This window comes from Rhizobium mesoamericanum STM3625, from assembly GCF_000312665.1.
In the GTDB taxonomy this organism is placed as follows: Bacteria; Pseudomonadota; Alphaproteobacteria; order Rhizobiales; family Rhizobiaceae; genus Rhizobium; species Rhizobium mesoamericanum.
Map to the genome: position 1 here is coordinate 1,355,767 of NZ_HF536772.1, position 14,311 is coordinate 1,370,077.

General features: G+C 58.9%; 10 protein-coding genes. 2 read left to right on the forward strand and 8 right to left on the reverse strand.

The features are described from left to right. Window positions 1–56: 56 nt before the first annotated feature. Together BN77_RS06555 and BN77_RS06560 are read left to right on the forward strand one after the other, a co-directional pair. Window positions 57–968 (forward strand): GntR family transcriptional regulator, encoded by a 912-nt coding sequence (locus BN77_RS06555; protein WP_007529745.1) that lies wholly within the window; start codon window positions 57–59, stop codon window positions 966–968. A 600-nt stretch (window positions 969–1,568) separates the two neighbouring features. After that, window positions 1,569–2,693, forward strand: a complete 1,125-nt coding sequence (locus BN77_RS06560; protein ID WP_007529749.1) for a helix-turn-helix transcriptional regulator — start codon at window positions 1,569–1,571, stop codon at window positions 2,691–2,693. An 8-nt stretch (window positions 2,694–2,701) separates the two neighbouring features. Here the strand turns inward: BN77_RS06560 and BN77_RS06565 are convergent, their stop codons facing one another. The 8 genes from BN77_RS06565 to bcsN form a co-directional block, all read right to left on the reverse strand. Continuing rightward, window positions 2,702–4,018: a hypothetical protein gene (locus BN77_RS06565; protein ID WP_007529750.1), complete on the reverse strand. Its 1,317-nt coding sequence runs from the start codon at window positions 4,016–4,018 to the stop codon at window positions 2,702–2,704. A gap of 133 nt (window positions 4,019–4,151) precedes the next feature. Next, window positions 4,152–4,457, reverse strand: a complete 306-nt coding sequence (gene csgH, locus BN77_RS06570) for a curli-like amyloid fiber formation chaperone CsgH (RefSeq protein ID WP_007529751.1) — start codon at window positions 4,455–4,457, stop codon at window positions 4,152–4,154. A gap of 58 nt (window positions 4,458–4,515) precedes the next feature. Continuing rightward, window positions 4,516–4,878, reverse strand: coding sequence for a hypothetical protein (locus BN77_RS06575; RefSeq protein WP_007529752.1), 363 nt, complete (start codon window positions 4,876–4,878; stop codon window positions 4,516–4,518). A gap of 319 nt (window positions 4,879–5,197) precedes the next feature. Further along, window positions 5,198–7,498, reverse strand: coding sequence for a cellulose synthase (locus tag BN77_RS06580; RefSeq protein ID WP_040676815.1), 2,301 nt, complete (start codon window positions 7,496–7,498; stop codon window positions 5,198–5,200). Continuing rightward, a complete protein-coding gene (locus BN77_RS06585) occupies window positions 7,495–8,544 on the reverse strand; it encodes a family 8 glycosyl hydrolase (RefSeq protein WP_007529755.1) in 1,050 nt (349 codons plus the stop codon). Before BN77_RS06585 ends, BN77_RS06580 begins: the two co-directional genes overlap by 4 nt. Then, window positions 8,541–11,093: a cellulose biosynthesis cyclic di-GMP-binding regulatory protein BcsB gene (locus tag BN77_RS06590; protein WP_007529756.1), complete on the reverse strand. Its 2,553-nt coding sequence runs from the start codon at window positions 11,091–11,093 to the stop codon at window positions 8,541–8,543. The genes BN77_RS06585 and BN77_RS06590 overlap by 4 nt, the downstream gene beginning before the upstream one ends. Next, window positions 11,090–13,273, reverse strand: a complete 2,184-nt coding sequence (bcsA, locus tag BN77_RS06595; RefSeq protein ID WP_007529757.1) for a UDP-forming cellulose synthase catalytic subunit — start codon at window positions 13,271–13,273, stop codon at window positions 11,090–11,092. Before bcsA ends, BN77_RS06590 begins: the two co-directional genes overlap by 4 nt. Before the next feature lie 56 nt (window positions 13,274–13,329). Continuing rightward, the gene (gene bcsN, locus BN77_RS06600; RefSeq protein ID WP_007529759.1) at window positions 13,330–14,292 is read right to left on the reverse strand and encodes a cellulose biosynthesis protein BcsN; all 963 of its coding nucleotides are present in this window, start codon (window positions 14,290–14,292) and stop codon (window positions 13,330–13,332) included. Window positions 14,293–14,311 lie beyond the last annotated feature (19 nt).

Genomic DNA, 14,311 nt, shown 5'->3' on the forward strand with positions numbered 1-14,311 from the left:
CGCCGCATCTGTGCGGCTAACCGATCCGTGATGCCGAGGCAATAGGGGCGGGGTGCATGGCAAGGCAGAATACAGTCTTCAAGGAAGCGTACAACCGCTATGCTGCCGATCTGCGCACGGATGAGGCATTACCGTCGGAGCCGGAAATCGCAGCCCAGCTTGGCATCAGCCGCAGTACTGCGCGAGCCATTCTGACAAGGCTCAGCGATGCGGGCATCATTCGCTGGAACAAACGCCAAAAAATCGTCCTTCGCCAACCGACCGAGGCCGATTTGTTCCCATCGGAAGAGACGAACTCCTTGCACGATATTATCGAGCGAAGCTTCATGCGTCGTATCTTGTCGGATGATGCCGCTCCCGGCATGCAGATCAACGAATTGGAGCTGGCGCGCGAAATCGGCACCGGCACGACCAGCGTTCGCGAGTTCTTAATTCGTTTTTCACGGTTCGGCCTGATTGAAAAGCGTCCGAACAGCCACTGGATCCTCAAGGGATTCACCCGCGACTTCGCACTCGAACTCGCCGACGTGCGCGAGATGTTCGAGTTACATTCAGCGGCGGAATTCGGCAGGCTTCCCCCTGAGAGCGAGGCATGGCGCGCGCTGGCGGACATCAAGGCGGAACACCAGGCGATGCTGCGCGATCTCGACACGCGGTACAAGGAGTTTTCCACTCTCGACGAACGTTTCCATCTGCTCATCCACGCGGCTTCGAAGAATCGCTTCATCGCCGATTTCTATGATGCGATCGCGATCATCTTCCACTATCACTATCAGTGGAACAAAGCCTTCGCGCGCGAGCGCAACGAACGCGCAATTCACGAGCATCTGGATTACATCGCCGCGCTTGAGTCTCGCGACCAGGCCGCGATCGTTTCCGCATGTCGGCTACACTTGCGCTCGGCGCGACAGACGCTGTTGCAATCGCTTCCGCAGACGGCTTCTGACGAGGCGCTAACTGGAAGTTGATCTCAAAAGAAGACCCATGCCGGCAGCCGCTGCAACAGAAGCTATGATTGAGCAGCTCGACGGCTTAGAGTTCAGCTGACTTCAATTGCCGGCTGTCGTTCCTTCTTGATGAGTTGAAATAATATATACCTCTATTGTTGTAATAAACGGATGTCCACAGGCATTTTACAACAAGAGGGCGTATGCTATTCTTAGAAATCTCTAGTTTTTTAGGGGTGATGTTGGGACTATTCCCGACATGGTGGCTATTTCTGTAGCGCCGTTTGTCTTTGGCCAAATGAGCGCAGTGCTTGTTGTCGGCTTGGCCGCACAACTTGAAGATAAAAACAATCTGGAGGAAGCATTCGATGGTTCGTAAGAAGACTTGGCTTCTGTTTGGCTTTTCCTAAGGACAGCCGATTTGTGAAGCCAACAGGCAAGCGGCTGGGAACCACCTTCGACCACACGCGTCGGGCCGGGATGAAGGTAGCCTGAAACACTCACGAAAGGTCAAAGCGCGGCAACAGAGCCGCCACATGCGATATCGAGCGGCCTGCGTTCTGAAAGCGACGCGGCCGAAGGTAGAACTTTGGAATTCGCCACGGCATTGGAGTGGGTCCGATGATCAATAGCTTTGGTGAAGATATCTACTTGCCCTTGGTACAGTTGATCTACGAAACCGTTGTGAGCCCGCCTGAATGGGAAAAAGTCATAGCGGAGCTGATCGATCTCACCAAGGCTGCGGCCGGCGCCGTCGTAGGCTTCAAAGGGGCAGAGGATCGGCGCGCAAGCGTGTTCGCAAAAGGCGTTCCGAAAGCTGCCCTCTGCAATCCGCAGATGATCGCTGCGTTACATGCGGCGACGCTTACCTTGGGCCAGGGAGCTTTCCTTTCGATCGATTTGAAAACCAAGCTCAATCCGCAATGGGATGTACCCTTGCACGAGTGCTTTGGTACCGAGGGCAGCCTTCTGGTCCTCGTCCTCGTCAAGGAAGGCGGACGCCGCATTGCGCTAATGCTCCATTTCGATCGCCCGGGTCGAAGCGAAACGGATAGGGCAGCAGAATCATTGATGAAATTGCTGCCGCACTTTCAGACGGCTTTTGCGATACAGAAGACGACGCTTCTGGAGCGTGAGAGATCCGCGCATATGGAAAGCGCCTTTTTCAGTTCGTCCGCACCCTCGGCGATCATCACCGAAGACTATCAGGTGCGTCTTGCCAACGCCAGTTTTGAGAAATTTGTCGAAGCGTCGCATCTCCTTGTCGAATATAGCGACGCGGTGGTCGATTTCGTCGATACGGCTCTTCAGGATGAGGTCACCCGCCTGATCGGTATGGCGACGGCGCAAGGACGTGTTCGGCACGTTGCCTGGGTCGAGGACAAGGTGAAGAACATCAAATGGCTGGTCAGCGTCGATGCGCTGTCCGGACGCGTGGGTCTCGGATCACAATTCAAGAACGTCTTTGCCACCAATGAACGTGTCTACATGCTGACGATACGCGAGCTTGGTGGGAACAGCCTGCTGGCGCCCGACACCATCAAGTCCATATTTGGCTTGACCCCGACAGAGGCTGATCTCGCATATTGCCTGCTGAGGGGGGAAACGGCCTCGGAGATCGCGCGGCAACGCGGTGTCTCAAAGAACACTGTCCACAACCAGCTTGCCTCCGCGATGGCCCGCCTCGGGGTAAACCGGCAGACGCAATTTCTGCACTGCCTGTCCATGCTTTCTGCGATGTGCTGACGTGCTGTTTAGAACCGCCAGGTGATGCTGACGGAAACATTATAGTCGATCGCATGACTCATACCGATAGTGGGCGATACACCGCCGCTGGCGTCCGCGACATAATCGATCGTTGGTATTTTGTTGACGAAGTTCACTCCGGCGTCCAAGCCGACCTGCAGGTTTTCCTTCGGCGCATAGCGCAGTCCGGCGCCCAGGCCGGCGAGCAAACTGGCGTCGTCGCGCGTTTCGGAGATGAAGTCGAACGGGCCTGTCGTCATCGTTGGTAGAATTGCCGAATAGTGGCTCCGATAACGGGAGTGCAGGTATGCACCGCCAAGCCTCGCATCGAACGAAACGCTGAGATCCGGCTGAAGGGCTTTGGTTACAGCCAGTTCTGCAATGGCGCCGACGTAGCGCGCATCGAGTTCGTCAGTTTGCGCGAAGCCGACCTCAGGCACGACCACGCCCGGGTAATTCGCAGTAATTTGAAGCGTCCTGCGAAAATCCACGTCCCGATCGATGGAGCGGTACATAGGCCCGATTTTAGGGGTAATGGTCCACCCGCCCTGGAGATCGATCGGAGCGCCGAGCAACAATTCTTGATCGATCACGGTGACATCTTCGTTGCGCTCATCGACGATTGCGCTGCTGCTGAGATCGCCGGTTGCGGCCAAGGTAAAGCCGGTGTTGTCGCCATAGGCCGCATAGGCTGAAGCGCTTTGGGTGGAACCGTTTGTCAGGATCGCGGCGAACGCGCCGCCCGTGACGCCGCTATTCCACCCGGTCACCGTCTGTTGACTTCCTGCAATAGATGAGCCGGTAATTGAAGTACTACCCGTCGCGCCTGCACTGTCGGTAAACGTGACACTAGTCGTGGCGGTCGCCGGCAGCGTGCCTGTAGGCGATGCCGTCAGCGTGGTGATTCTGCCGTTCGCCGAATTGCCGACGCTCAGGTTCAGCGAATTTTGGCCGGCAAGGCTCGTTCGGTCGGACGAACTGGACGACAGGTCGGCGAAACCGCCGTTCCACTCCAGCAGGAAGGGCTGCGAACCGATTTGCCCGAGCGGCAAATCGAGACTGATGCCAAAGCCAGGGCCATCATCAATGACCCTGCTGTCTCCGGTTCCGAGGAAATCGGGTCCGCGGGGACCCCAACTTGGCAGGCTGAACCAGTTGAAGCCGGTACCGATCTGCAAGCTTGTTGGGTGCTCATCGTTCTGTGCTGTCGGCGCTGCTTTGATGTCGTCCGCAACTGCAACGGACCAGCTGCTTGCAAGGCTTGCGAGAGCCGCAGCAACAACAGCGGTCAGTTTGTGCGCCTGAACAGCTTGGCAGATCCGCATTCTCTCCTCACCCCAATATGGCGCCGAAGCACTTCGGCACGACATACTGAGGCTATTACTATTATAATTTAGTATACAATCAATTAGCCACGATTCTCCGCTTTGGTAAGATCATGCGAACGGTGCATAAATGTCACGGCACCGACACCACGCAGAGCTTCTCGCCGCCGGGACCATAGACGGTGAGCCGGGCGCTCCATCCGTTTGGCGATACTGAGACGGTCGATCGCGAAAGTACGAGCCGCCCGGGATCGTCCTTTTGGAAATCACCGCCTTGAACGTTGCTGGAGGTGTTCCCATTCGACTTCGAGAAAATCTCGAACTGATAGGTTCCTTCGCCGCGGCCGTCACTTTCGATCGTCGGCATGAGGGTCATCGCGCCCCCGGTCTCCTTATGGTGCTCGATGATGCAATGTACTGGGGGGAGGGCTGCAATCATTGTCGGACTCCAACCAAAGGGGTCAGCGGCTACGCCGCTGACCTGCAGTTGTACTGGACTAATGCTGAATAGTGACAGAAACGTTGCCCTTGCCGGACTGGTAGGTCTGGGCGTCATTGCCATGGCCGAATTGCAGGGTACCCGATATGTTGGCCTTGCCCTGTTGGACGGTAAGCGAATTATTGCCGAAACCGAATTGGGCTGTGCCGGCCTTATTGTATTTACCGCTTTGCTCCGTTATCGAATTATTCCAGCCGCCGGCCTGGAGGGTGCCGCTGAAGTTGTGCTTGCCAGACTGGAATGTGCCGGCACTGTTGCCCCAGCCAAACTGCGCTGTTACTGCCTCGTTGTCGGCCGCAAACACTGCGGTCACCGATGAAAGAGCAAACACGGTTGCGATTACTAGGCCCTTGATTTTCATTGTATCTCTCCTCTTCCTCCCGCCGGAATTGACGGTTGAGGAACACTACCGCATCGCCTGACGCGCGAGGGCTTCAAAGCTTAACTAGTGGCAGAGGGAAGTTCCCAGTTTGAGGCAAGCAATATGGCATCGAATTGGCAAAGGAGCGTGGTCCGTAGGACTGCTGCAACCATGCCAATAGTGATATCCGCCAGAAAAGTGGAATAGAGTACCAACGGGCTAGTGAGAGCCGTGGCCCTGCGGGTTAGGAGGTGATCTCCTGCGCGCGCCGCAATAGCACGACTCACCCCAAAAGAACATTGCGTCGGAAAACCGATTTTCAATCGACGGTATCTGGATGCGTCGCCGCCCTCAGATCGGCCAGACCACGGTTCGCGTCCTTGCTTCCGGTGGCTGCGGCTGCCGTGAATATCCGCTCCGCGTCGCCGTACATCTTCATGTGCAGATAGGCATATCCACGAAGCACCATCAGATCGATCGGCTCCTGCCGCAGCTGCGCGCGCTGATCCAGGAATATCAAGGCTTCGCGATAGCGCTTGGCGTCAAACGCCGCCAATGCCCTGTCGGCGAGAATCGCAATTTGCAGTTCGGCCGCGCGCTGTTGCGTCTGCGGCGCCTTCGTTGCCGCCACGGCGGCATTGTTCGACAGCCCGGCGCGCAGATAAGCGAGGCTCTGGCCGTAAGCTGCATCTTCCCGCGTCCTGCGGTTTGGACTGGCCAAAGCGGTTTCGAAAGCTTTCACTGCCTCCATCGGGCGATTGATGTCCATCAGGCACCAGCCACGGGATAGCGCCGCTTCCGGATCGAGCAATTGTGCATTGGTCGTTGTCGTGCATCCGCGCACCTGCCGCGCACCGCGGCGGACTGTTACGGTCTGCATCGCCTGCTGGCGAGCGACCGCGACACCTGCCGGCGGGCCTGCGCCTTGCAAGCGCTCGCTCGGCGCCCTGACGATCTCGGGCGGTGCTGCCGCCGAAGCTTGCGGCGCCGTCTGTCCGGGAGCAGGCAGAGGAGCTTGAGTGGGTTGCCGGCTGGTTGCCTCGCCCAACTGCGCGATGCGGTCGGACTTGCCCGCCCACAGCCGCTGGATCTCGGCCACGCCTGCCCGGTCGTGCAATTGCTGGCGTGTGATGGCCAACCCGTAGGCAGACGGCTCGTCATCAGGCTTCCAGCGCAACGCTGTCTCGAACCAGCGCGCGGCCGTCTGGGGTTGGTTGAGAGTGCGGGCAAACCAGCCGAATTGCTGCGCCGTCGGCACGTATTTCTGGGCGATTGTTTCGGCGGCGATGCGCGAAAGGACCTCTTCACTCAGGTCGGCCGGCGGCTGCAGCGCCATTAGGTTTGCCGTCGCCGCAAGATAGGTTGCGGTTGCTTCCTTGGAGGTGCTGCGCCACTTGTACATGACAGCCTCTGCCTCCCGCGGTTGCTTCTCGGCGATCAATGCCAGCGCCAGTCCCTGGGAGGCAATCGCTGAGTCTTCCTTATCGCGCGATGCCCGAAACCACTTTTCGGCATCCGCGTAGTTTTCCCGACGCAGGTGGTACCAGCCGAGCAGAAGGCTGTCGGACGGCTGTCCGTCTGTCTCCGCAAGTCGTCGAACAATGGAGAGGTAAGCCGGCGCCACGACAAGATTGGGGTCGCCGTTTCCGGCGGCGACAAAGCGGCGGGCAAGGTCATTGCGGATGCTGTCGAACTCGCGACCGCCGTTACCATCGGGGCGTTCGAGCGCCAGGAGGTCCTGCATTGTTGCGTATGGCAGCAAAGCGGACGCCTTTTGGATCGTCGCCAGGCGCTCCTGAGGATTCGTGCAATTCGTCAGGATGTAAACATAAGCATCCTTGGCACGTGAGGCACGATCCGTCCTGGCGAACGCCTCGGCAACCCGCCAGAGCACGTCGATGTCGCTGCATGTCAGAAGGCTCGGCGTGTTGGCACCGATTTGGACGACGGTCTCGTATTGTTTGAGATCGGAGGCATTGACGAGACGCGCGCGGGCCTCGGCGACATCCAGCCGGTCAAGCAGGTCGGGCGGTGGCTGCCATCCCGATTCGGACGCCTGCCGATCGGCAATCGCCTTGCGGAGCTCCGCATATCGTCCCTCCGAATACAGTTGCCACATTTGCTCCAGCTGTTTGTCGCCGTTCTGCGGAACGGCCAAGGGATCGGCCGGTGGCACCCAGTTTGGGTACAGCGCCTGGAGGCGTGCGATCTCGGCCTGAAGTCGCGCCTTGTCGCCGCGGCTGGCGAAATAGCGCAACGCGCTCTCATCGACTTTCGGCTGAGCCGGCTTGGCGGGTTGAGCGGTCGCAGGCTGCTGTTGCGGCGCCTGCGCGATCGTTACAGGATTGTCGGCGACGTCACCGCCGGACTCACTGGCATGAGGCGTCGGCGGAACCGTGCTCGCGGCCTGCAGCCGATCGGCAATCGCCTGCAGGTCGATCTGGGGTTTCTGGCTGATCTCTGGCCCCGTGACACGCCCCATGAGCATGAATTGCGGCGCAGGTCCGTGTTCCGAACCGCCGAGGCCCAGCATCTCCTTGAATGCCGCACGATCCTTCAGGGCGGTCACCAAACCGGCCACCGCCACCGCGACAACAATTGCGACGGATGAGGATCTCAAAGACACTCCGGATGCTTCTCCCCGACAAATGCCAACCCAAGAAGATGCAGGGTCGACGGGTAGTAGAGCGATGGCTCAAACTGCTGCGACGACTCGGGCAGCTTTGTTCCGTCTGTCACACAGGCCACGACATCGTTAATAATTCGATAACCCGGGTCCGAAAGCAGCGTTATCGGCTTGCCGGACGGAAGGTCGATTGTCGCCGGAATTCCGTCTTCGACGGTCATCCCCGCGCGCAATCTTGCCAGCAGAGCCTTGTCCGAAACTCCCGCGCGAACGAGGTAGAGCGGGATGCGCAGGCTGTTGTATCCGAATTCCGCGTCGAAGCCCTTGGCAGGCTCCGGCATGCGATTGAGGCTTACCCAATCGGCAGGCAATTTGCGTGGGCCAAACTGCATGGACCGGAGCAACGACAGGCCATCATCCGACAGTTTTTGCCAGGCGTTGGAGGGCGCCAGGAGCGCCATGATCGGGATCGCCTCGTAGATCCAGTAGGAGGGATTAACGATCGGCCCATCCTTGCGATCGGGAGAACCAAAACCGCTAGCTCCAGGCATAAGCAGCGTGCGTCCGCCTGAACTGATCACGACATGCGAAAGAAGCGCCTGGGCCATCTTCGCAGCGGCCTCGATATAGTCGCTTCTGTTCCAGGCAGACCCCGCAAGGGCAAGCGCATAGGCAATCAAGAGATCACCGTCCGTCGCGTTGTTGATATCAGTAACATGGGGCGTAACGGCGGGATCCCATTTCCAGGCTGCCAGGCCATCGTCCCGCAGCAACAGCTCGGTGCGCGTGAAGTACCATATCTGCTCGAAGTCGGCGGGGCTGTTGGCAAGATAGGCAAGCAGCAGGCCGTAGCCTTGGCCCTCGCTGTGGCTAATATTGCCGTTTGCATCATCGATGATGCGGCCACTGACATCCAGGAACTTCGTCTTGTAGGCGCCCCATGCCTTCGGGCTTATCCCTGGACCTTGCGCCTGCCCGGACTGGCAGACTGTAGCAACTGCGAAGGTTGCGACGCAGATCAATTTCAGCAGTCTTTTCATTCGCGCCTGCCCAGCCTGGAAAGCATGCTTGCCGTCGTTACACCGATCAGGAGCGAAAGAACGACGAGAAGGAAGGCGTAGGACAATATGTTCGTCGACAGCCAGTTTGCAGCAATCAGGCGATAGTTCGAGAGGGACCAGGGCTGAGAGGCCACAAAATCAAAGCGGCCGATCGGGACGCTTTCGACCTTGCCGGTCTTGCCGGAAAAGGTGGTAATACGACCCGCGACCTGCGGCCAGTTGACATGCGTGGTGATCGCTTCAACACCTTCGCGCAGGTCCTCGGCGGACGGCGCCGTCACGATGGTCCAGGATGATCCGCCAGCCGCGCTTTTGCCCTGGGCGATCAAGAAGCTATCGGTCTTGCGGGGCGTGAAAACCTCCTCCGACCCCGGCACGAACTGCAGTGAACTAAGGGAAATATCGAAGTTGCGGCGAAGCCACTCCTGAAACGATGTGATCTGTCCGCGCCATACGCCACCGCGGACCTTGGAGCGCCAATCGTCAAAAGTTACGGAAGGTTCGGTCTGGTTTGATTGGGCGGTTTCCGACGGGCGCCAGGTGGCGGGTATCGTCGGCGCAATATTTAACTGCGCCAGTACGGCAGGGGGCATCTGAGAGATTGATCCTATGAAAATCGCGTCTCGCTCGCCGATGGCACCGGCCGTCGCAGCTGGTTCCACCTCTATCGGGCGGCCGGCAACGACAGCCATTCGTCCAAGCAGCGTCGCCGTCGCCGACAGCGTGTCGCTATCAATCCGATCGATGAAAAGGGGCGTCGGCTGTACCGCGCGATTATAGGGATAGCCTGTCCCTGACAGTCCAGCGAGGTTCGGCCTCTGCCCAATCCGGGCAAAGTCGGGGATGTGGAGCTCGCTTGTGTCGAAGAGCGCAAAGCGCGGTGCTGCATCGGCTGTCGTGCCAGGGACGCAGACCTCGTCCTCCTTCGTCATCAGAATTGCTTCGAGCGAGAGTGAGTTTAAACCCGGCTTGAAATGGCGCATCGTTACGCGAATGGGCAAGTGCCGGAAGATACCTCCACCCGTTGACGAAATCGGCACCGTCGAGGCGATATTGCCATTGACATAGATGTCGATATGACTGCCTGGCAGAACATTTTGTGTATAGGCCGCGTCCAGCAGTACCGTCGCCTCGCCATAGGCGTTCGCGTAGAAATCGGACGGAACGGCAATATTGAAATTAGTTCGGAAGCGACGTCCCGAAAATTCCGCTGTCCTCACCCCGAGCTGTGCAAATGTCAGATTGGTGGCGGAGAGAACGAGGGGCGCATCGGGGGCGCTCCAACGCTGGGTCGCAAGCGCATCGCGAATGGCTGTAGCCGGACGATCCGTTGTCGAAACGACTGTGTCGATCGCGGAGGAGATTGCTGGCCAGGAGGGGCCGCTGACCAATAGGACAGGTCCCCCCGACTTCGGGTCGGTCACGAACGAGGCGAGCGGCGCCGCTTGCGCTGCCGGCGGCGTCGCGATGACTGTCTGCAGTTCGGACGGCGTTCCAACGACGACGGTCATGCGACCCGCACCCGATTGTGGCGGCATATCAGGCGTGAACGAAAAGGTCTCGTTTGGCATGCCGCTAAGAATTGCGAGGCCCTGGGCAAGCCTTAAGAGAGGCTTCGTTGTGCCTGGCTGTGCGAGAGCCGGCACGACGAAATTGATCCGCGTTCGGCCGGTTTCGTCTACGCCGATCGCGCGGATGGCATCTGTACTGGAAAACCTCGCGGCCTCTTGCCCAATGAAACTCAGATAAGTCTTTGCCGGATCTATGTCAGTCCAAAGCTCATAGGTCGATTGAACAGTACAGTCGGTGCGGTGGCGTTGCGTAGCTTCGAATGTCAGGAGATTCGCGCCCGGCTGCAGCAGTCCCACAGGCACCTCGAAGGAAACATTCGATGGTGAGTCCGATGACGCGATCGGTTGTTGGCCGACGATCCGATCGTTCAGAAGAACCGTCAGTTGCGACGCCTCGGGGGCAACGACGACGGCATTTTGATAGGAGAAGTTCAATTTTGCTGGCGCGGCGGCCTGCTCCGGTGTGATGTAGATTGACCATGACTTGCGATCATATTCGCCATCGAGGCCGAATTTGGCGAAAGGAATGACATATCTCTGGAGTGCCGCAGCCCCGGTTCGCTGAGAGGATGGCCGAACGGGTGGCACCGGTGGCGCCGGTGCTGGGTTGACCGGTTCAGCAGCTCGCTCACGAAGCGGTTGGAGCTGTGTGGGCGGCGATGCCGGCTTCGCCGGCGCTGCCTCAGCCGACGGTGGTGCCGAGGCTGGCCGCGAGGTGGATCCCATGGAAAAGGGAGGAGTCGGAGGAGCCCCCGAGGGCGCTGGGGCCGGTGCAGGTGACTCGGCGGGCATTTGCGGGACGACTGCCGGTGCTGGCGCGGACGGCAGCGTCAGTCTCGGTATCATCGGCCCGCCGCCCTGCTCGCGCTCGCGCGACATGTCGAACGGCGCGATCTGTGCGTAAGCAACCGCGGAGGCGAACAGGAGGAAGCCAGCGATCGATGGGATCGTTTTCATGAGCCAACCTTCGCGGCCCGCCGCTCGCGCTCTGGCCGCGTGCTGCGGAAAAGATAAACGAGGCCCCGGCTTGTCTGATAAAGTGCCAGTCCGACAAACCAGATCGTCCCGCGAATAAGACCCGGGTTGTGGCGGCGCGCTTGCTGGAACTGCGTCCACTGGTCGGAGTTCGCAAACATCAGGTCGGCAATCAAGCGATGGTCGAGGGCGTTCTTGGGAACATATTGGCAGCCAACCGCAAGGATCTCACCGGAAGGGAGGATGTTGCGGACGATCAGCGGCAGCGTTTCGATGCTTGCGCCGCTATGAGGCTGGAAACGTATCTCCCCCTCGGTGCCAATCACCATTGGATCGAGCTGCTTGTTGAATACATGCAGTCGTGCGCCATGGACTGACACATCCTCGATCGATGCGGTGTACCATTTGCCGTTGACGCCGAACTCGCAGCGGCGGTTCACACGCACGCGGCGGGACGCGGCCCGCTCACCGCGTTCGGAAACCACACCGAGGGCGCATCCGGCCATAATCAGGTTGACAACGTTCCAGCCGCCAACCACCAAAGTCACATCGGCCTTATACGGCTCGGCGTAGATGCGGTAGATGGTTACTGCTAGGGCGATCAGCAGTACGGAAAAAATAACGAAGAACGGTCGGCTGATCTCCGAGAGACGGCTGATCGCGATCGATTCGTCCTTCGCCGTCACTTTGAAGGTCGGTTTGCGCGGATTGACCATGACCGAAACCACTGCGGGGAGCAGGTGAACCGTCTGGACATACTCGTAAAGTTCGGAAATCCACGGCCAGCGGAAGGAGCCGTAGAGATAATTCTGCATCATCAGATTCACGAGCATGTAAGCCAGCGTATAGGCCAGGAACTCGCCGCCCGACGCAGTGAAGATTTCAAGATCGAAGAACAGGTAGAAAAGCGGCGCGAAGAGGAAGATCGTGCGTGGGAACGGGAAAAGCCAGAAGAGCGTCGACGACATGTAGCAAAGCCGTTGCGGCAATGTCAGGCCACGCTTCAAAAGCGGGAAGCGGAAGCGTAGAATTTGCATCATTCCCTGCGCCCATCGGCTGCGCTGGCCGATGAAGCTCGCAAAGGTTGCCGGCTGCAGCCCCGCGATCAATGGCTTGTCGACATAGATACTGTTCCATCCGTTGCCATGGAGCGCGAGCGCGGTTTCGCAATCCTCGGTGATACTAATACCGCTGAAACCGCCCTGGGATTCCAGCGCTCTTCGGCTGAGGACGGCGGCTGAGCCACAGAAGAATGCTGCGTTCCATTTGTCTAGACCGCGCTGGATGATGCCGTAGAACATCTCGTTCTCGCTTGGCATCCTCTCGAAGGTTCGAAGATTTCGTTCCAGCGGATCCGGATTGATGAAGAAATGCGGTGTCTGGACGAGAAACAGCTTCGGATCGTCGTCGAAGTAGCCGACGGTCTCGAGCAAAAAGTCGCGTGCCGGCGCGTGGTCCGCGTCGAAGACGGCAATCAGTTCCCCGCTAGAATGCTTCATTCCATTGTTGAGGTTGCCGGCCTTGGCGTGTTCGTTTCGCTCGCGGGTGAGGTAGCGAACGTCAAGGTCCTCGCAGAGCTTCTTGAGCTCGTTATGGCGCGCCACAGCCGCTTGGGCTTCGAGAAGCTTGTTGGAATTGCGCTTCTCCAAGGTGCCGCCGTCGTCCAGCAGCCAGACGTGCAGTCTTTCCGCCGGATAGTCCATGGCCTTGGCTGCGGCCAGGGTGTTGGCGAGAAGATGCGAGTCTTCATTATAGGAAGGGACGAAAACATCGATATGCGGAAAGCGCTCTTCCTTGTTCGCCCGCGAAGGGCGCGACGGCAGGGGTGTGGCGACAATGAACAAGCTGAGCGCGAGCATCGCGACGCTATACATCTCCGCAAGATACAACAGCAGGCCAGGGATGAAATTCTCTGGCTGATTGATTGGCGGCAGCGTGTCGGTCGTGCGCCAGTAAACGTAGCGAAGAACAATGGAAGTACCAAAGGCGAGCGCAATCAGCCTCCAGGTGCCTTGAGCCTTCAGCCCCTTGATGATGGCCATCACGGCGACGACGACAATGCTCGCAATCAGCTGGGTCTGCAGGTTCACCGGCAATGTGATCAACGCGATCACGCACAGAGAAACGGCGGCCCATATAACAATGCTTCGGGCTTTATGCATTAACGTCCCTTTGACAATGCGGGCTCGGCGGTTGGGACACCTGAGCCCACCCACGTCTATCTTTGGCACGCGGCCGTCATGGCCGAATCGCCTATGCAATCTGGCGACGGCACCGTTGGAATCGTTGCCGTCGTAGTTCTCGGCTGCGCCTGGTCGGTTGCTGGCAGTACTGAAATACCTTGTACCGGTAGGCCGCTCGTTGCATCCGGCAACGGCACGCGAGGACCCGTCGGCGGCGGTAACTGCGTGGGCACCTCCTCTGCTTTTGGCTGAACGCCGCGTACGCGAACGACGCGAGATTGGATTTCCGGACGGATGGGTTCATAGCCAAAAGCGAGCGGCATGTTCCTGTAGCCGCCCTGGTCCGGATAGATCGGATTGCCGGGCCGCCCCAGTGTCGTATCTACGCGCGGCGGATCCCCGAACGGATTCCAGATTTCTCCGTCCAGTGTTCCAGTGATCGTGTAGCCGTACATGATTCCAAGCAACTGTCTTTCGGTTGCCCGCCTATCGCAAAGGCGCAACCGCACCTGGATCATCCCGAAGTTACGCGCTTGCGTATGAGCGGATCTGCTCGAACGGATCTGCTGCCAGCCATAAATGCAGGTATCGCCCAAACCGCTCTCGCCCGAGGCATAGGCAAACGGCCCATAGCTGTTTTGCAGATAGGTCGTGGAACGCGTCATTTGCACGCCGGGAACGGCCGCAAAAGCCTCGCGGATTATCCCGCTCTCGCTGATCATCTGATAGGACGCGTTTCCTGTCCCTGGATTGGCTCCCGACGCACCGAAAAACTGTACCTTCAGAAAATTCTGCCCCGGCACGGACGACGACGTGTAGAGTGAAATGATCTGTTCGGTGCCGTTGCCGCGTTTATGTTCGACGACGCTGACGATCGACGGGCCGCCGGGGGGAGGCAGTGCGAGGGCGTTCTCGGCTGGTACGGTCTCAGAACTGTTCAGATGCCTGACGTTCCCCGTCGACTGGCACCCGGCCGTGAACGCGGCCAGGACTGCCAAGCATGACGCCCTCAATAGC

Bases quoted from the DNA above. Each gene is read 5' to 3' on its own strand.
- BN77_RS06555 (WP_007529745.1), top strand. From the start codon at position 57: ATGGCAAGGCAGAATACAGTCTTCAAGGAAGCGTACAACCGCTATGCT.
- BN77_RS06560 (WP_007529749.1), top strand. From the start codon at position 1,569: ATGATCAATAGCTTTGGTGAAGATATCTACTTGCCCTTGGTACAGTTG.
- BN77_RS06565 (WP_007529750.1), bottom strand. From the start codon at position 4,018: ATGCGGATCTGCCAAGCTGTTCAGGCGCACAAACTGACCGCTGTTGTT.
- csgH (WP_007529751.1), bottom strand. From the start codon at position 4,457: ATGATTGCAGCCCTCCCCCCAGTACATTGCATCATCGAGCACCATAAG.
- BN77_RS06575 (WP_007529752.1), bottom strand. From the start codon at position 4,878: ATGAAAATCAAGGGCCTAGTAATCGCAACCGTGTTTGCTCTTTCATCG.
- BN77_RS06585 (WP_007529755.1), bottom strand. From the start codon at position 8,544: ATGAAAAGACTGCTGAAATTGATCTGCGTCGCAACCTTCGCAGTTGCT.
- BN77_RS06590 (WP_007529756.1), bottom strand. From the start codon at position 11,093: ATGAAAACGATCCCATCGATCGCTGGCTTCCTCCTGTTCGCCTCCGCG.
- bcsA (WP_007529757.1), bottom strand. From the start codon at position 13,273: ATGCATAAAGCCCGAAGCATTGTTATATGGGCCGCCGTTTCTCTGTGC.